Raw genomic sequence first — 19049 nt, forward strand, 5'->3', positions numbered from 1 at the left:
CGTAGAAAGCAATCTAATTATTGCGCTGCCACTTTCCCGCTCTTGTCTAGCGAATCACCGACTGTTTGCACTTGATACTGCGGGTCGGCCTGGATCTGCTGTTCAGTAAACGGCAGCACACTCCACTGCTTCTTCGAAAATGCCTCGGTCTGGTCCCGTGAGTATTTCGACGCCGGATCACTGGACAGCGAGAATGCCAGCAGTCCCTGCGCGTGTGGCCCCTTTTCATCGAACGTCACGACTTGCAGATAGCTGGTGCCACCCACCACCTCAAGCTTGCCATCCTCGCGCGGCACGCTTTGAATGGCGTTATAAACGCCCAGCGTGCCGGGCCCACCGTGGATCGGTGTCTGCTGCCCGCCGCTGCTGACCACTTGAATATCGCCCCAGCGGCTGTCGGGCTTGAGCCCCATCTTGTTGGTCAGTTCCAACGATGCGTGCATCGCTTCGCGTATGGCTTTGGCCACTTCTGCCCGCTCGAACGCCAACCCGCGAGGGGTGTGCTGCGCGTCTTTCGGGTCGAAGGCGACGCGCCAGATGTCGGGCGTTTGCTGCAACGCCTCCATGACATTCTGGAAATGCACCAGGCCCACGCCGCTGTCCAGATTTGCCCGGCCATCCCACGCCTTCAAACTGGCACATAACGGTGCGAGGATCGCCGCATCGGCGCCCAGGTCGGCACTGCAGAACTGCAACAGGTCCGGCATGACTTGCGCCGCCTGATACACCTGATCATCCATGACCATTCGCTGCAAATCCGCAGCGGCCACCGGCCCGGCCTTGGCCAGTGAACCCAGGCGATCCAGCGCGAAGCGCGAGCGCAGCCCCAACGGCTGACTGTCCTGGCTGATCAATGGCGAGAAGCCGGTCAATGGCTGCGCCGGGTTGGCCAGCCAGGCGGAATCGTTGGAATGCTGCACAAAGTCTTTGCGCAACAGTTGCGGCAATTTGTCTGCCGCATAAATACCCTTTTGCGCGGCGTTCGGATCGATGTCCCAGGCGCAGGTGCTGTTGGAGCCGTCGAGCACGATCATCTTCAACCCGGCGCGCGGATCGCTGCACTTGGCCAGTTTGTCGGCATTGACGTTCGGCACCACCGACAGGTTCATGTAAAGCGTCTGTCCCTGATCGTCCGCCGCCAGAGTGTTGACCCACGGAATGCCCTGAATCTTGTGCACCGACGCCTGCAAATCCTTGAGGCTGGTAGCGCGGTTCATCGCATACCACTGCTGCAAGACGCGGTCATTATCCAGGTTGGCATCGCGCAGGCTGTAGGCGAACTGGTTATCCCAATCGAGCTTGCCGGGCCATTGCACGACTGGGCCAAATACCGAACTGTAGATCACGTGGGACATCGGCTTGATCTGGCCATCCGGCTGTTTCACGTTCACCGTCAGGGTCTGTTGATCCAGTGGCAGGGACTTGCCGTCCAGCAGGTAACGGGTCGAATCCTTGGGGTCCAGTTGCAGGCGATACAAGGTGAAATGCTTGGACGCATCGACGGTGTGCGTCCAGGCCAGGTGCTGGTTGAAACCAATGTTGATCATCGGCAGACCGGGCAGCGCAGCGCCCATCACATCCAGCTTGCCGGGAATGGTCAGGTGCATCTGGTAAAAGCGCATTCCGCCCACCCAGGGGAAATGCGGGTTGGCCAACAACATGCCGCGACCGTTGAACGAGCGCTCACTGCCGATCGCCACCGCGTTACTGCCGCGATCCAGTGCAAATCGCTGCTGATGCGTGTCGGCCAGTTGAAATGCCTGCGCAGCGTTCGCCACGTGAGCGACGGCCGCTGGTGGTGTGGCGCCGGCCAGGGCTTCGGCAAACTGCCCGACGCCGCCTTCGACCAACAAGCGACGCGTGAGCTTCACCAGATCCTGGGCCGCAATCGGGCGCACCCAGTCACCTTGGCATTGCGCTGGCAAACCCTGGGCCTGACGCTCGGCCAGCGAGCGGTTGTAGCCCGCCACATAACCATCGATGAGATCGCGTACTTCAGGGGTTTGCGCCTGCCAGAAACCAGCTACGGCCTGCGGTGTGTTCAGCCAGTTGAAAAACAGGTCGCTGGCCAGGTTGGCGCGCTCTTCAAGCGTGAATTGATCCGGGCCGAAATACCGTGATCGTTCGCCGTTGACGGTGACGATCTCGTTGGCCATCAGGCACAGGTTGTCCTGAGCGTAGGCGTAGCCGATACCGTAGCCGAGCCCGCGCTCGTTTTCGGCGCGAATGTGCGGCACACCGAAACTGGTGCGGCGAATATCGGCACGGGCTTCAGTGGCTGGACTGAATGCATGGGCCGACAGACTCAGTCCGAGAAACATACCGGCAAGGGTCAGTCCGGTTAACTGCCTGGAAATAATCACGTTCGCTCCTGATCGAAATACCGAAGAGCGGACCAGACGTTGCCACGCGAATAGGACGGCAGCGGATCCGCTCTGGAAACGCCCACGCGTCCACGCGCAATGAGCCTGTCCTGAAAACGAAGCCGGAAGAAAAAATTTAACCCGTTGAATGGCAATCCGGAGCCCTGAAAACGCAGAAAAGACGAAACAGCGACGAATTTTCTACATTTTTTCTTTCATGATTTGCCGAGCTGATACGTCTTGTTTAGAGAACGCAAAAAAACCTTTCCTGATCAGGCTCTGATAAGGAGTTTTTTGCATGTACAACTCGCATCTGCCAACGGACGGTAGCCGTGCGTCAAAGGGTATTGCCATGAATCCTGGCCCCGGAATGTTCGAACACAGGACTGATCGCCACGCAAACGAACGAATCAGAGTGCTGCTCAAGAGCTTTGGCCTGAGAACCAGCCTGATTCGCCTGAAAGTCATCGACGCCTTGCTGAGCGCCGCAGAAAGCGAGCGCAGCCTGGGCGTGCGCGGCGTACACACACATTTGCTGGACCTGGATATTCCCCTGTCCTTCCTGAGTGTGCGGGAGGTATTGAAGCGCTTGTGCATTGAGGGCGTGATCACGCTCAATCCGGACAAAAGCTACAGCCTGCATCCGCAGGCCATTGCCATTCTCTGCGGTGAACCCGCCTCGGGTGCGTCGCTTAAGGCTTGACCTTGCGGCGCATCACGCCATTTACCACCACCACGATCACTGCCACGCCAATGGCGATGTACTGAAACAGCTTCTCGCTGATGACCCCTGTATTTTGCAGATACGAAAGGCCGAACATGATCCCCAGGACCACCAGGGAGATCAGAATCGAGTATTTCAAACGTTGCGATTGGGTCATTGCGGGTTCCTGAACCTTGAAATGTATCCGGTTTGTATCCGCTTGCATGCCAAGCGCCTACCTTTGTACGGGGATGAACGGCAGCAAACGAAGTCTCATGTTACAGACGATGAAGTGTTTTGGCTTCATCGCGGCGATAACCATGAGGATTTTGAAATGCTCCGTCGAATCACACTGCTGATTCCCCTGATCGCTCTACTTTCCCTGAGCGGCTGTATCATTTTCCCCCACGGAGGCTGGCACGACGATCACCATCGTTATTACCAGGGCGGTCCTGGTTATTATCAACATCGTTAGAACAGGATTGTTCGCCCTGCCCGCCTACCGATAATGCGCGCAGGGAAATTGACAGCCGAACCACTTCAAAGATGCCCGCTCCTAGCGGGCATTGTTTTTTCCGACGTCCACCGACAACGAACGTCGGATCCAATCAACATGGCGTAGCCGTTCAGCTGGAAAAACACGCTAATCGTTATGACATGCTGCTGAAAGACTGCGGGCTGGCACCCATGGAAGGTAAAGGGGGGATGGCTGGCGCTGTTTCACCGCGGTTACCGGTTGCGCGAGCTGGCGTTAGCCTGCCCGCACATGCAGCAATTGCACGATCAGGCCCAACAGGAACTTGCCAATCACTTGATCGAGACACCGCCATCGCGCGATTGAACGCAGTGCCGTCATTCGACAACGGCCCGCTCAATGTCGAGCGGGCCACATTGAAGTCTCAAGCCTTGGCTTTGACGCCTTGGTCGACCGGTTTCGCCGCGTTGCCTTCACCGTACGTCTTGAGGTTCTGCAGGACGTAGATGGCTTTTTTGTACTCAGGGATCAGGGCTTTCCCGTAAGCGTTGCCATTGAGGCCATTGTTCTGGATCGCATCGAGCTGAGTCGCGAAATACTCCAGTGCGTTGAATTTAACATCAACGTCTTTGGTTACGCCGAAACGGTCGAATTTGTCGCCGGCATTCATCAGCGTGAAAGACGTGATCTCGGAGATCAGCCCTCGGCTGCGCAACATGGCGCTGAGGTTGCCCATCTGTTTTACCGAGACGTTCGTAGGATCAAAGCCCTTGATGTTCTTGCGCAGGCCTTGCTTGTCCATTTCGGCGGTATTGATGGCGTTGGGATCGGTGCCGACCTTGGTGAGCATCTGCTGCACCTTGACACTTTGCGCAACCTGCTTTTTCGCGCCAGTGTCGCGCACCAGAACCCCTGCCTTGCTTTGCCATTGGCCGACAATGCCGATAGTCATGCGCGGACTCCCTGTGAAATGTGCATTGAATGTCCTTGTTGAACAACGTGAATAGCGCGGAGTATCTACCGGCCAACTGATAGCACCAACCCTTTTGGTGCACTTTTTTACAATTCTTGTACATTCTCGATACAAACAGACAAACGCCCATAAATGCTGGTCTGTACGCCCTTGATCGAAAATCTTTCAATAGACCGTTTGCTCTAACGGACGAGCCCGAGAGGCTACCTGTATCAGACCCGATACTGACCAATCGTCGGTACGCGTATTTTTAGTACGCCAGTACCTAAAGCTTCTTTCAACGGCGACGATACGTTAGGGATACCCGCACTGTTTTATCCCCCGCCCCTAATAAAAACGCAGCACAAGGACCGGTCCCATGCCCGCATTCCGTACCATTCAGGCTCGCTACACGCTGTTTCTGGTCCTGTTCATCCTGCTGCTTTCGGTACTCACGGTGGTGGGTATCAGCCAGTTGGTCGCGCCGAAACTGCGCCATACCGAAGAACAGGTCGCCCTCAACCGCATTGCAGAAGTTGCCGAGCAAATCCAGGGCGAACTGAACAAGGTGCAAGCCCAGCAACGCAGCATCACCCAGACCATACCCCTGCTCGACAGCGCCGCCATTGATACGGTGCTGCCCGGTTTGGTGGACCAGTACGGCGAGCTGAAAGTGTTTGGTGGCGGGATCTGGCCTTTGCCCGGCCAACGTGAAGCGGGACGCAACAAGTTCAGCACCTTCTGGCACCGTGACAGCTCCGGCAAACTGGCCGTCAACACCTTCTGGAACAGCGACGCCGCGCCCAACTACTACGACCAGAGCTGGTACAAGGGCGGCATGCAAACCCCGCGCGGTCAGTGCGCGTGGGCTGCCGCCTATAAGGATGACGCCAGTGCCGAGCCGCGCACCAACTGCGCGATGGCCATTCAGAAAAATGGCGTGGCCTACGGTGTGTCGACCATCGACGTGACCCTGGGCTTCTTCAACGATCTGATCGCACGCAAGGAAAAAGACCTCGGTGCCGAAATGCTGATCGTCGAAGCCGACGGCAAAATCATCAGCAACAGCTCACGCATCAGCGGGCCGGTCGTGCTGAAGAACATCAGCGAACTGGCCGGCAACTCGCCGTTCGCCAGCCAGGTCAAGGCGGGCCTGCAAAACCGTGACCAGGCGCAGCGGGTCGAATTCGACAACAACGGCGAAGCCAGCACCTTCTTCATGCGCCCGATCGAAGGCACGCCGTGGTTCCTCGCGACTGCCCTGCCGACCAAGCTGATCACCGCTCAACGTGACGATGTATTGAACACCTTGAGCCTGTTGCAGATTCCGATGGTGATTCTGTTGGTTCTGCTGCAGATCTACGCGATTCGCCAACTGATTCATCGCATGAAAATCCTCAAGGCCAACATCGATGCACTGTCTGCCGGCGATGCCGACCTGACAAAGCGCATCACCATCCGTGCCGAGGATGAACTGGGCGCCATCGGCCACTCGGTCAACGCCTTCATCATCTACTTGCAGAACATGATTGGCGAAGTCACCCAAGCCACCGGCGCCATGGCTTCGGGTCTGGACAACCTGCAACGCACTTCCGCGCACACCAGTCAGATTCTGGTGCGTCACGCCTCGGAAACCGATCAGACCGTTACTGCCATCACCGAAATGAGCTCCACCGCCGACAGTGTTGCGCAGAACGCTGCTGAAACTGCTGCTTTCACCCAGCGCGCCAGCGAACACGCGGATCGCTCGCGGGTTGTGGTCGGCGAAGCTTCCAGCAGTGTCGTGGCGCTGATTGATGAAGTGGCCAGCGCCACCCACAAAGTTGAAAACATGCAGCAGGACGCACAACGGATTACCGAGATTCTCGGGGTGATCGGCGCGATTGCCGGGCAAACCAACCTGTTGGCGCTCAACGCGGCAATTGAAGCGGCACGCGCCGGTGAACAGGGCCGGGGCTTTGCGGTGGTGGCCGATGAAGTCCGCGCCCTCGCCGCCCGGACCCAGGCCAGCACCTCGGAAATCAACGAAATGCTCAAACGCCTGACCCAAGGCGTGAGCTCTTCGGTGGCGGCCATGGAAAACACCCAGGCCAGCTGCCAATCCGCTGCGGATGCCACAGCGCGGGTCAACTCCGGCCTGGATGAAATGGCCGGCTCCGTCAGCCATATCAACAGCCTGAGCACCCAGATTGCGACCGCCGCCGAGCAGCAAAGCGCCGTGACCGAAGAGATCAACCGCAGCATGGTACAGATCCGCCATATGGTTGATGAGTTGGTTAAAAGCGGTCATGCCAGTGAACTCAACACTCAGCAGTTGCTGGAAGCGAATAGCCGGGTGAGCGCGATCATGGGGCGGTTCAAGGTTCGTTAACCCTTTAGCTGACTGACGAAGCTCCCTGTGGCGAGGGAGCTTGCTCCCGCTGGGCTGCGAAGCGGCCCCTCTTCAGACAGATCCTGCACTCAGATCTTGCGACGGCTGCGCCGCCGAACGGGAGCAAGCTCCCTCGCCACAGAAAGCCTCGTACATCACACCATCCTGCATTACTTCGAAACACTCTCGCCCCTCTTTGTTGGTTAAAGTAGTCAAAATGCCTCTTTTTTTGACCGCCCTCCGAGTCGAGATCCTCCCATGCGAACCCATCTGCGTTTGATCGCCCTGAGCGCCCTGTTTATCTCCTCCCTGGCCCAGGCCGCCGATCTGATCCCCATCGAAGTGCACCGTGATGCCAATTGTAGTTGCTGCAAAAAATGGATCAGCCACCTCGAAGCCAACGGCTTCAAGGTCGAGGATCACGTCGAAGCCAACATGAGCGAGTTCAAGCAGCAGCACGGCGTGCCGCCACGCCTAGCGTCCTGCCACACGGCGCTGATCAACGGCAAGTTCGTCGAGGGTCATGTGCCGGCCGAGCATGTGCTGGCCCTGAGCAAGCGTGACGATCTGCTGGGTGTGGCGGCTCCCGGCATGCCGATGGGCTCGCCCGGTATGGAAATGGATGGCATGAGCGACGCCTATCAAGTCATCGGCCTGACCAAGACCGGCACCGACGTGGTGGTGGCGGACTACCCCGCCCATTGATGTTCGGCGCGTACATCGGGCTTTTTTTTGCGGCGTTCGGTGCGGCGACGCTGCTGCCGTTGCAGTCCGAAGCGGTGCTGGTGGGGTTGTTAATCAGCGATCGTTACTGGATCTGGGCACTGTTGGCGGTCGCGACCCTGGGCAATGTCCTCGGCTCATTGCTGAACTGGTGGCTGGGACGTGGCATCGAGCGCTTTCGCGAGCGGCGCTGGTTTCCGGTCAGCCCCCGGCATCTTGAAACGGCCCGAAAGCATTATCAGCGCTACGGTCATTGGTCGTTGCTGCTCAGTTGGGTGCCTGTGATCGGTGATCCGCTAACCCTGGTGGCTGGCGTCATGCGTGAGCCCCTGGGGCGATTCCTGCTGATCGTGAGCCTCGCCAAAGGCGCCCGTTATGCGGTGCTGGCCCTGATAACACTCGGCTGGATGGGTTGAACGATCAACCTGCAACATTGCCTGTGTTTAACGTCGCCCTAATCCAGCCGTTCCAGCATCGGCCGATTTCCATGGAGTTTGCCCTTATGACCGTCACGCTTTCCCGCTGGCTGCCCGGCCTGTTCCTCAGCGCTGCCCTGCCGCTGTTCGCTCATGCCGCCACCGAGGCGGCGCCCGCAGAGGGCCCGGCGTACGGCCCGGAACTCCAGGGCTTCGAGTATCCCTACACGGTCAAGCATTTTGCCTTCCAGTCCCAGGGTAAATCCCTGCAAATGGGTTACATGGACGTCGCCGCCCATGGCAAGGCCAACGGGCGCAGTGTGGTGCTGATGCATGGCAAGAATTTCTGCGGCGCGACCTGGGACAGTTCGATCAAGGCCCTGAGCGAGGCCGGCTACCGAGTGATCGCCCCGGACCAGATAGGCTTCTGCACCTCCAGCAAACCAGACAATTACCAATACACATTCCAGCAACTGGCGACCAACACCCAGAAGCTACTCAAGGCCCTGGGCATCCAGAAGGCCACCTTGGTCGGGCACTCCACCGGCGGCATGCTCGCCACCCGTTATGCGCTGCAATACCCGGAACAAGTCGAGCAATTGGCGCTGGTCAATCCCATCGGCCTGGAAGACTGGAAAGCCCTCGGCGTACCGTATCGCACCGTCGATCAATGGTATGAACGGGAGCTGAAAGTCACCGCCGACGGGATCCGCACCTATGAACGCAACACCTATTACGCCGGGCGCTGGAAGCCGGAGTTCGATCGCTGGGTCGACATGCTCGCCGGCCTGAACAAAGGCCCGGGGCATAAACAAGTGGCGTGGAACTCGGCGCTGATCTACGACATGATCTTCACCCAGCCAGTGTTCTACGAGTTCAAGGACCTGAAAATGCCGACCTTGCTGCTGATCGGCACCTCCGACACCACGGCCATCGGCAGCGACATCGCCACCCCCGAGGTCAAGGCGAAGCTCGGTCACTACGACGTGCTCGGCAAGCAAGTGGCAAAACTGATTCCACACTCGACCCTGGTGGAATTCCCGGGCATGGGCCACGCACCGCAGATGGAAGAGCCGACGCAATTTCATCAGGCCCTGCTCGACTGGCTGAACAAAACCAACCCTGTTCGTTGATGAGGTAAGGCTGATGGCTGTGCAGATTGCGGTGATCGATGACTGGCAGGACGTGGCCAGCGGCGTGGTGGACTGGTCGGTGCTGGACAGCATCGGCGAGGTGAGCTTTATCCATGACTACCCGGCCGACAACGACGCACTGGTCGAACGCCTGGGCGCGTTCGAGGTGATTTGCGTGATGCGTGAGCGCACGCGCTTCGACGAAGACCTGCTCAAGCGATTGCCCAACCTCAAGCTGCTGGTCACGGGCGGTATGCGTAACGCGGCGCTGGATCTGAAAGCCGCTGCTGCGCTGGGCATTCAGGTCAGCGGCACCGACAGTTACAAGCACGCCGCCCCGGAACTGACTTGGGCGCTGATCATGGCCGCGACCCGCAACCTGATGGTCGAAGCCAATGCCCTGCGTGCCGGTCTTTGGCAGCAAGGCTTGGGCGGCGACCTGCACGGCAAGACCTTGGCGATTCTCGGTCTGGGCAGCATCGGCAAACGCGTGGCGCAGTTCGGTCAGGTCTTCGGCATGCGGGTAATCGCCTGGAGCGAAAACCTCACCGCCGAACGCGCCGCCGAATCCGGCGTGAGCTACGTCAGCAAGCAGGAACTGTTCGAACAAGCCGATGTGCTGTCGGTACACCTGGTGCTCAGCGAGCGCAGCCGCGGGATCGTTGATGCCCAGGCGCTGGACTGGATGAAACCCACGGCGCTGCTGGTCAACACCGCACGCGGGCCGATTGTCGATGAAACGGCACTGATCAAGGCACTGCAGAAGAAGCGCCTGGCGGGCGCGGCGCTGGATGTGTTCGAGCAGGAGCCGTTGCCCGAAATGCATCCGTTCCGCACGCTGGACAACGTGCTGGCCACACCGCATGTCGGGTATGTCAGCCGGCAGAATTACCAGCAGTTCTTTTCGCAGATGATCGAGGATGTTCAGGCCTGGGCGGCGGGTAGCCCTGTTCGTTTGTTGAATTGAGTCCTGGCTGATTGCGAGGGTGAATCGACCACCGTCATCGCGAGCAAGCTTTGCTCCTACAGAAACACGTTCCCTGTACCCACTGCCGAAGGCTGCGATCCTTTGATCATGATTTAAAAACAGGATCTAAGGATCGCAGCCTGCGGCAGCTCCTACATTGGCAAGGGTCACCCCTTTAACAAAGTGTTCGCACCACAACAGTGCAAGCGCTCTTCCTGCTAGCACGAAAACGTGACCGCCCGGTCACCGTTTTGATCCACTCCCCCAAAAAACCTGCACTTCGTCGGTGCGTTTGCCCCAGCAAACCAAGGTTTCCGTTAACGGCAAACCGATTGTCGAACAATTTTGCCATCTGGCCTGTGACGCTCTAAGTTCTGGCCTAGACTGATTTCGCGGGTCGAAACCGGTCGGTCACAAAGCGGAAAAAAAGTCGAAACTTTTACCTGTAGCGAAGAGTCCTCTTAGAGACAGGTGCGTTCCGACTGGTGCAATCCTTGCAACAGCCCCTCCAGCCTTTGTGCTTTAGCGTATTGGCAGCGTTTGCTCACCGATGCGTAGCGCGTTTGCGCTTGCCATATGCAGGTGGGAGCTGCCGAAGGCTGCGATCTTTTGATCTTTCAAACGTAAAGATCGCAGTCTGCGCCAGCCCCTGCAGGGAATGAGACAAGAATTAGATCAACAACACGGGAGATTCATATGATCAGTGCGGCTTTAGATATTCAGGGAGAACGTGCTCATCAGCAGGTCGGCGAATCGAGCGCCGTGAATGCCCCGAGCAGCAAGGCAATCAGCATCCCCAAGGCACTTGTACCGGTCGCCAGTCAGAATCCCAACAAGAAGAAAGTCTTGTTCGTGACCTCGGAAATCGCCGACCTGGTGAAAACCGGTGGCTTGGGTGACGTCTCCGCTGCGCTGCCGCGAGCCATGGCTCATTTGCACGACGTTCGTGTGCTGATCCCCGGTTATCCGCAAGTGCTGCACAGCGAAAATCCGATCCACATCATTGGTGAACTCGGCGGTCATGCCGCATTGCCGCCCTGCAAGATCGGGCGCATGGACATGCCTGATGGCCTGGTCATCTACGTGTTGATCTGCCCCGAACTCTACGAGCGCGAAGGCTCGCCTTATGGCGCCAACAACGGCCGCGACTGGCCGGACAACCACATCCGTTTCGCCCGTCTGGGGCTGGCCGCTGCCGATATCGCCGCCAACCTCGCGCAAATCCACTGGTGCCCGGACCTGGTGCACGCCCATGACTGGCCAGCCGGCCTGGCCCCTGCGTATATGCACTGGCGCGGGCAGCGCACACCAACCCTATTCACCATCCATAACCTGGCCTATCAGGGCGTCACCAGCCTCGGCTCTTGCCCGGAACTGGGCATCCCGATGCACGCACTGCAACAGGAAGGCATGGAGTTCTACGGCAAGATGTCGTTCCTCAAGGCCGGCATGGCTTATTCGAGCCACATCACCACGGTCAGCGCCACCTACGCCCAGGAAATCACTACGCCTGCCTTCGGCTGCGGCCTCGACGGTTTTCTTGCCGCCAAGACCCAGCAAGGCCTGCTCAGCGGGATTCCCAACGGCATCGACGAGAGCTGGGACGCCGCCACCGACCCGCACCTGTTCTGCCCGTTCACCATCGGCGACTGGGACGGTAAAGCCGTCAACGCCGCTCACGTGCGCGAGCTGTTCGGCCTGGAAGCATCCGAAGGTCCGCTGTTCGCCGTGGTATCGCGCCTTGTCTACCAGAAAGGTCTGGACCTTACCGAAGCCGTGGCCGAATTCATTGTCGAAAACGGCGGCCAGATCGCAATCATCGGCCGTGGCGAACCGGAAGAAGAACAAGCCATGCGGGTGCTGGCCCTGCGCTTCCCTGGCCAGGTTGGCGTGCGCATCGGCTTCAATGAAACCGACGCCCGCCGCATGTTCGCCGGCAGCGATTTCCTGTTGATGCCTTCGCGTTACGAACCTTGCGGTTTGAGCCAGATGTACGCCCAGCGCTTCGGCTCGTTGCCGGTGGCACGGAATACCGGCGGCCTGGCCGACACCATCGAAAACGGCGTGACCGGTTTCCTGTTCGACGAATCCACCGTTGAGAGTTACCGCGAAGCTGTGGGCCGCGCATTCAAGGTCTTCGCCTTCCCCGACCTGCTGCACGCCATGCGTTGCCGCGCCATGGCTGCGCCGTTCAACTGGTGCAAAGCGGTCGAACCCTACGCCGAACTCTACGAACAATTGGTGGCTAAAGCCCTGGGTAAATCGGGTCACAAATAACACGAGGTTTTCAACGATGCCGTTACGGACCCTTGAGACCTGGCCCCACGGCGCAATCATGCTGGACGCAGAACACACGCGTTTTGCCTTGTGGGCGCCAGATGCGTTTTACGTCAGTGTCGAACTGGAAAACGGGCAATCCTTGCCGCTGCTGCCCCAGGCCGACGGCTGGTTCGTGATCAAGACCCGCTGCCCGGCCGGCACGCGTTACCGCTACAACATCGATGGCGAACTGGAGGTGCCCGACCCGGCCTCCCGCGCCCAGGCCGGGGACCTCGACCGCCACAGCGTGGTGGTCGATCCCCTCGCCTACCACTGGCAACACGCCGCCTGGCAAGGTCGGCCGTGGAATGAAGCGGTGATCTATGAACTGCACGTCGGAGCCCTCGGCGGTTTCAGTGAAGTCGAGCAACACCTGACGCGCCTTGTCGAACTGGGCATCACCGCGATCGAACTGATGCCACTGGCGCAATTCCCCGGTGAGCGCAATTGGGGCTACGACGGGGTTCTGCCCTACGCGCCCCAAGCCTCCTACGGCTCCCCCGAACAACTCAAACACCTGATCGACACGGCCCACGGCCATGGCCTGGCAGTGATTCTCGACGTGGTCTACAACCACTTCGGCCCCGACGGCAATTACCTGCATCGCTACGCCAAGGGCTTTTTCCGCGAGGACAAACACACCCCATGGGGCGCGGCCATCGACTTCCGCCGCCGCGAGGTGCGGGACTTCTTCATTGATAACGCGCTGATGTGGTTGTTGGAGTACCGCTTCGACGGATTGCGCCTGGACGCGGTGCACGCCATCGAAGACCCGGACTTTCTGCAAGAACTGGCGCAACGGGTACGCCATCAGACCGACCCGCGCCGGCATGTGTGGCTGACCGTGGAAAACGAACACAACCAGGCCAGCCTGCTGGAGCAAGGTTTCGATGCGCAGTGGAACGACGACGGCCACAACGCCCTGCACGTTCTGCTGACCGGCGAAACCGACGCCTATTACGCCGACTATGCTCAAAACCCTACCGAGCAACTGGCGCGTTGCCTGAGCCAGGGTTTCGTGTTCCAGGGCCACATCACCCGCCACGGAACGCCGCGCGGTGAGCCCAGCGGCCACTTGCCGCCGAGCGCGTTTGTGCTGTTTCTGCAAAACCACGACCAGATCGGCAATCGCGCCTTTGGCGAACGGTTGCATCAACTGGCGCATCCCGAGGCGTTGAAAGCCGCCACCGCGTTGCTGCTGTTGTCGCCGATGATTCCGCTGATGTTCATGGGGGACGAGTTCGCCGCCGAGCAGCCCTTCCTGTTTTTCACCAGCCACCACGGCGAACTGGCCGAATTGGTGCGCGAAGGTCGACGCAACGAGTTCGCCGCATTCAGCGCCTTCAAAGATCCTGTCAAACGCGCACAGATCCCCGACCCGAATGCGCCACAGACCTTCGAAGCGTCGCAGCCCAGGCACGCTGGCGACCCGGCGCAGCAGGCGATGCACGACCTTTACCGGCAATTGCTGCAACTGCGTCATCGGCACATCTCGCCGCACTTGCCCGGCGCTCAAGCCCTGGGCGCCGAGGTGCTGGCCGAAGGTGCGGTGACGGCGCGCTGGCGACTGGGCAACGGCAGTCTGCTGCGCATCGACCTGAACCTCAGCGCAGCGCCTGTGGTCCACCTATCACAGGCCGATGCTTTGCTGCTGTTCGAACACCCACCCGCGTCCGACCTGTTGCACCAGAGCAATCTCGCACCGTATAGCGCCCTAGTCAGCCTCACGGCCGCAACCCCTTTGCTACCCCCGGATGGAGAGCGCCTATGAGCGATGCGCAATTGGAAATACTGGCCAGCCGTGCTGGCCTGGCAGTCGACTGGATCGACGCCAACGGCCGTCCGCAAAAAGTCGCCCCTGCGGTGCTGCGCTCGGTACTGACCGGGCTCGGTCATCCGGCCGGCAGCGCCCAGGAAATCGACGCCAGCCTGCTGCAATTGCAGCAGGTGCAACAGACCCGTTTCCTGCCGCCGCTGATCACCGCCGACATCGGCGCTGGCCTCGACCTGAGCCGCTATTTCGAACCTGAAACGCCGTGCGAAATCCATCTCGAAGACGGTTCGCGCCTGCACCTGAAACTCGATGCCGAAGCGATCCTGCCGGGCTTGATCCCGGTTGGCTATCAACACGTCAGCATCGACGGACAATCCTTCACCCTGGCCGTGGCCCCCGAGCGCTGCTACAGCGTCGGCGATGCAGTCGACAGCCCGATCCCGCGCACCTGGGGCCTGAGCGTGCAGTTGTATTCGTTGCGCCGCACCGGCGATGGCGGCTTCGGCGATACCCAAGCCCTTGAAGACCTGGCCCGTGTCGCCGGTGAACGCGGTGCCGAGGCATTGGCCATCAGCCCGATGCACGCGATGTTCAGCAGCGACACCCATCGTTACAGCCCGTATTCACCGTCCAGCCGTTTATTCCTCAACAGCCTCTACGCCGCACCGGGAGCGATCCTCGGTGAACGCGCCTTGCGCGATGCGATTGACGCCACCGGGTTGGCCGAACAACTGCAACACCTGGAAGCCCTGCCCCTGATCGACTGGCCGGTCGCTGCCGAAGTCAAACATCAGCTGTTGCAAGCGCTCTACGAAGGGTTCGTCCAGGGCGAACATCCGCTGCACGAAGACTTCAGCAGCTTCCGCCATGCCGGCGGCGAAGCCCTGGAAAACCATTGCCGTTTCGAAGCCATTCAAGAGGCCCGCGCCGCCCGCGGTGAAGACCTGGACTGGCGCCACTGGCCCGAACAATGGCAAGACCCGCGCAGCGCCGCCCTCGCCGACTTCGCCGAGGAAAACTCCGGACGCATCGGCTTCTTCGCCTTCTGCCAATGGCTGATCGACCGCTGCCTGGCGCGGGCCCAAACCGCAGCTGTCAGCGCGGGCATGGGCATCGGGCTGGTGGCTGACTTGGCGGTTGGCGCCGACGGCGGTGGTAGCCAGGCCTGGAGCCGTCAGGACGAACTGCTCGCGTCGCTGACCGTGGGTGCACCGCCGGACATCCTCAACCGTTCCGGCCAGGGCTGGGGGATTTCCGCGTTTTCCCCGGAAGGCTTGGTACGCAACGGCTTTCGCGCATTCATCGAAATGCTGCGCGCCAATTTCGCCCACGCCGGAGGTCTGCGGATCGACCACGTGATGGGCCTGCAACGATTGTGGGTGATCCCAAACGATGCGCCGCCCGCCGACGGCGCTTATCTGTATTACCCGGTGGACGACTTGCTGCGTTTGCTGACCCTCGAATCCCATCGGCATCAGGCGATTGTCCTCGGCGAAGACCTCGGCACGGTGGCCGACGGCCTGCGGGAAAAACTCATCGCCCGCGCGATCCTCGGCATGCGCGTGTTGCTGTTTGAACAAGACAACACCCATTTCAAACCGATCCTCGACTGGCCGGACAACGCCCTCGCGACCACCAGCACTCACGATTTGCCAACGATCAACGGCTGGTGGCACGGCCGTGACATCGACTGGAATGCGCGGCTGGGGTTTGTCGACGCCAATGGCGAAATCGAATGGCGTCACCACCGGCAACGCGAGCGTGAAGGCCTGCGCAGCGCCTTGAGTCAGGATCCGCAGAATTTTCGCGAGGAGTCCCACGAAGCCGATCAAGTGGTCGATGCCAGCGTGCGGTTCCTCGGTCATACCCGCGCGCCTCTGGTATTGCTGCCGCTGGAGGATGCGCTGGGCATCAATGAACAGGCCAATCTGCCGGGCACCATCGACACCCACCCGAACTGGTCGCGGCGATTGCCCGGCACCAGCGAAGCACTGCTCGACGGCGTCGATGCGGCGCGACGCCTAGAGTTGCTGGCCTGTGCACGTCTCCAGGCTGCCGAGCGTGACCAATGAATCAAACGCTTATTCAGCCCCTGCGCGCGACTTTGCGCCTGCAATTTCATAAAGACTTTACCCTCGAAGACGCGGTGCCGCTGGTGCCGTACTTCGCCAGTCTCGGCATCAGCCACATTTATGCCTCGCCGCTGCTGGCGGCCCGAGCCGGCTCAATGCACGGTTATGACGTGGTCGACCCGACACAAGTGAACCCGGAACTTGGCGGCGAAGCGGCGCTACGGCACTTGGTCAGCACCCTGCGCGAACACAACATGGGGCTGATCCTCGACATCGTTTCCAACCACATGGCTGTTGGTGGCAGTGACAATCCATGGTGGCTGGACCTGCTGGAATGGGGACGGTTGAGTCCCTACGGTGAGTTCTTCGACATTCAGTGGCACTCGCCGGACCCGTTGATGGAGGGCCAATTGCTGCTGCCGTTTCTCGGCAGCGATTACGGCGTGGCGTTACAGGAAGGCACGCTGAAACTGCATTTCGATGCGCAAAAAGGCAGCTTCCACGTCGAGCATTACGACCACCACTTCCCGATCTGCCCGAGCGATTACGCTGAGTTGCTCACGTCCGACGAAGCGCTGAAACCCTTGGCCGATCGCTTCGGCGCGCTCAGCTACCAGACCGATGCCCATTCGCTGGCGATTCCTTTGAAGGAAGAGCTGCGGCAAGTGGCGAGTGATCCGCACATCCTCGAAGCGATTCAAACCAGCCTCACTCACTACGACTCCACAACCGAAGAAGGCTTCCACAAGCTGCACCAATTGCTCGAACGGCAAAGCTATCGTCTGGCCAGTTGGCGCACGGCGGCGGATGACATCAACTGGCGGCGCTTTTTCGATGTCAACGAACTCGGCGGTTTGCGCGTCGAGCGCCCGGCAGTGTTCGAAGCCACCCACGCGAAAATCTTCGAGCTGATTGCCGAAGGCCTGGTGGACGGTTTGCGCATCGACCACATCGACGGCCTCGCCGACCCACGGGGTTATTGCCGCAAACTGCGTCGTCGGGTCGACAGTCTGTCACCGCAACGGCACTTGCCGATCTACGTCGAGAAGATCCTCGGCGAAGGCGAAACCCTGCACCGCGACTGGTCGGTGGATGGCACCACCGGTTATGAATTCATGAACCAGTTGTCGCTGCTGCAACATGATCCGGCAGGTGCCGAAACCTTGGGTGAACTGTGGAGCCGCCACAGCGAACGGCCCGCCGAGTTCATCCAGGAAGCGCGATTGGCGCGGCAGCAGATCCTCAACGGTTCGCTGGCCGGGGATTTCGAAAGCGTCGCCCAGGCCTTGCTGCAAGTGGCCCGGGATGACCTGATGACCCGCGACCTGACCCTCGGCGCGATCCGGCGGGCGTTGCAGGAATTGATCGTGCACTTCCCGGTGTACCGAACCTATATCAGTCCTCGTGGACGCTGCGCTGAAGACGATGTGTTTTTTCAACAGGCCATGGACGGTGCGCGCCAGACCCTGGGTGAGGCCGACTGGCCGGTTCTCGATTGCCTGGCCGGCTGGCTCGGCGGCGAGCCCTGGCGCAAACGCCCGGTGGGTCGTCAACGCAAGATCCTCAAACACGCTTGCGTGCGCTTTCAGCAACTGACGTCGCCGGCCGCAGCAAAGGCTGTGGAAGACACCGCGCTGTATCGTTCGGCGGTGCTGCTGTCGCGCAATGACGTCGGCTACAACACTGAACAATTCAGTGCGCCGGTCAGCGACTTCCATGCCGTCAATCAGCAGCGTCTGGCCGAGTTCCCCGACAACCTGTTGACCACCGCTACCCACGATCACAAACGCGGCGAAGACACCCGCGCACGCCTCGCCATACTCAGCGAGCGCAGTCACTGGTACGCCGAGCAGATCGAATTGTGGCGCGCCCTCGCCCGCCCGGTGCGCAGTGACGATCAAGTGCCGTCGTCGGGCGATGAATTGATTTTGTATCAGGCATTGCTTGGCAGCTGGCCGCTGGAGTTGCACGAAGGCGATCAGGCCGGGTTTGCCGACTACGCCAAACGCATCTGGCAATGGCAACAGAAAGCGCTGCGCGAAGCCAAGCTGCAAAGCAGTTGGAGCGCGCCGAACGATGCCTACGAAGACGCCGCCAAAGCTTTCACCGAAAGACTGCTCACCGGTGATGAAGGCGAACTGCTGCGCGCGGCGCTGGGCAAGACGGTCAACAGCATCGCCGCGCCGGGCGCGTTGAATGGTTTGGCGCAAACCTTGCTGCGCATGACAGTGCCAGGGGTGCCGGACCTCTATCAGGGCGACGACTTTTGGGACTTTACCCTGGTCGATCCGGACAACCGCCGGCCGGTGGATTACGTCAGTCGTCAGCAGTCTCTGCAAGTGCCACTGGACTTGCCCGAGCTGTTGGCGAACTGGCGCGACGGGCGCATCAAGCAACGCTTGATCGCCGGTACGTTGAACCTGCGCGCCGAGCATGCCGAGCTGTTTCGGCGTGGCTCGTACCAGGCCCTGGAGGTGCTGGGCAGTCAAGCGCACAACGTGCTCGCGTTTGCCCGCGAGTACGAGGGGAAACAGGCCATCGTGATCGTGCCGATCCGTTGCGCGACGTTGCTGGAAAATAGTGCTGTATCTCAGGTGGATGCGCTGCGCTGGGGCGATACGCGGGTCAAATTACCGTTCGCCGCCCCGGGCGAAAACCTGAAGGGACTTTTTCGAGCGGCGCAGTCACAAAAAACAGGGAGCTGAACATCAGCGCCGCGCTGGGGGATTTCCCGGTCAATCTCTTTATCCAAACTATCCACACTTGAGTTCAGTTCAGGAG

The 19049-nt window shown here is 60.1% G+C and carries 12 protein-coding genes and 1 pseudogene; 10 read left to right on the plus strand and 3 right to left on the minus strand.

The annotated features are described in order from the left end of the window. Positions 1–17: 17 nt before the first annotated feature. Positions 18–2363, minus strand: a complete 2346-nt coding sequence (gene pvdQ, locus JFT87_RS20115; RefSeq protein ID WP_201204051.1) for a bifunctional acylase PvdQ — start codon at positions 2361–2363, stop codon at positions 18–20. A gap of 298 nt (positions 2364–2661) precedes the next feature. On the opposite strand from pvdQ, the gene JFT87_RS20120 reads away from it, so the two are divergent. Continuing rightward, positions 2662–3066 (plus strand): fe2+ zn2+ uptake regulation protein, encoded by a 405-nt coding sequence (locus JFT87_RS20120; protein WP_201204052.1) that lies wholly within the window; start codon positions 2662–2664, stop codon positions 3064–3066. Here the strand turns inward: JFT87_RS20120 and JFT87_RS20125 are convergent. Both JFT87_RS20125 and JFT87_RS20130 read right to left on the minus strand, forming a co-directional pair. Next, on the minus strand, positions 3056–3244 hold the full coding sequence (locus JFT87_RS20125) for a hypothetical protein (RefSeq protein WP_059405111.1): 189 nt from the start codon (positions 3242–3244) through the stop codon (positions 3056–3058). The two genes, JFT87_RS20120 and JFT87_RS20125, sit on opposite strands and share 11 nt — an antisense overlap. A 721-nt stretch (positions 3245–3965) precedes the next feature. After that, on the minus strand, positions 3966–4493 hold the full coding sequence (locus JFT87_RS20130; protein ID WP_201204053.1) for a hypothetical protein: 528 nt from the start codon (positions 4491–4493) through the stop codon (positions 3966–3968). A gap of 379 nt (positions 4494–4872) precedes the next feature. Here JFT87_RS20130 and JFT87_RS20135 point away from each other — a divergent pair, with 379 nt between their 5' ends. The 9 genes and pseudogenes from JFT87_RS20135 (at position 4873) to JFT87_RS20175 (ending at position 19035) form a co-directional block, all read left to right on the plus strand. Continuing rightward, a complete protein-coding gene (locus tag JFT87_RS20135) occupies positions 4873–6864 on the plus strand; it encodes a methyl-accepting chemotaxis protein (RefSeq protein WP_201204055.1) in 1992 nt (663 codons plus the stop codon). A gap of 258 nt (positions 6865–7122) precedes the next feature. After that, entirely contained in the window at positions 7123–7569 is a 447-nt protein-coding gene (locus tag JFT87_RS20140) for a DUF411 domain-containing protein (RefSeq protein ID WP_201204057.1), read from the plus strand. Continuing rightward, a complete protein-coding gene (locus JFT87_RS20145) occupies positions 7569–8003 on the plus strand; it encodes a YqaA family protein (protein ID WP_201204059.1) in 435 nt (144 codons plus the stop codon). Before JFT87_RS20140 ends, JFT87_RS20145 begins: the two co-directional genes overlap by 1 nt. Before the next feature lie 86 nt (positions 8004–8089). Beyond that, positions 8090–9136 (plus strand): alpha/beta fold hydrolase, encoded by a 1047-nt coding sequence (locus tag JFT87_RS20150; protein WP_201204061.1) that lies wholly within the window; start codon positions 8090–8092, stop codon positions 9134–9136. Positions 9137–9149: 13 nt separating this feature from the next. Then, positions 9150–10103, plus strand: coding sequence for a D-2-hydroxyacid dehydrogenase family protein (locus tag JFT87_RS20155; protein ID WP_201204063.1), 954 nt, complete (start codon positions 9150–9152; stop codon positions 10101–10103). Between the two features lie 696 nt (positions 10104–10799). Beyond that, entirely contained in the window at positions 10800–12380 is a 1581-nt protein-coding gene (glgA, locus tag JFT87_RS20160) for a glycogen synthase GlgA (protein WP_201204066.1), read from the plus strand. Between the two features lie 16 nt (positions 12381–12396). Further along, positions 12397–14193, plus strand: coding sequence for a malto-oligosyltrehalose trehalohydrolase (gene treZ, locus JFT87_RS20165; RefSeq protein WP_201204068.1), 1797 nt, complete (start codon positions 12397–12399; stop codon positions 14191–14193). Then, complete coding sequence (gene malQ / locus JFT87_RS20170; RefSeq protein ID WP_201204070.1) at positions 14190–16268, plus strand: 4-alpha-glucanotransferase; 2079 nt, start codon at positions 14190–14192, stop codon at positions 16266–16268. The genes treZ and malQ overlap by 4 nt, the downstream gene beginning before the upstream one ends. Next, positions 16265–19035, plus strand: a pseudogene (locus tag JFT87_RS20175) (malto-oligosyltrehalose synthase). Before malQ ends, JFT87_RS20175 begins: the two are co-directional and overlap by 4 nt. The last annotated feature ends 14 nt before the right edge of the window (positions 19036–19049 follow it).

This window comes from Pseudomonas sp. TH15, from assembly GCF_016651105.1.
Classification (GTDB): Bacteria; Pseudomonadota; Gammaproteobacteria; order Pseudomonadales; family Pseudomonadaceae; genus Aquipseudomonas.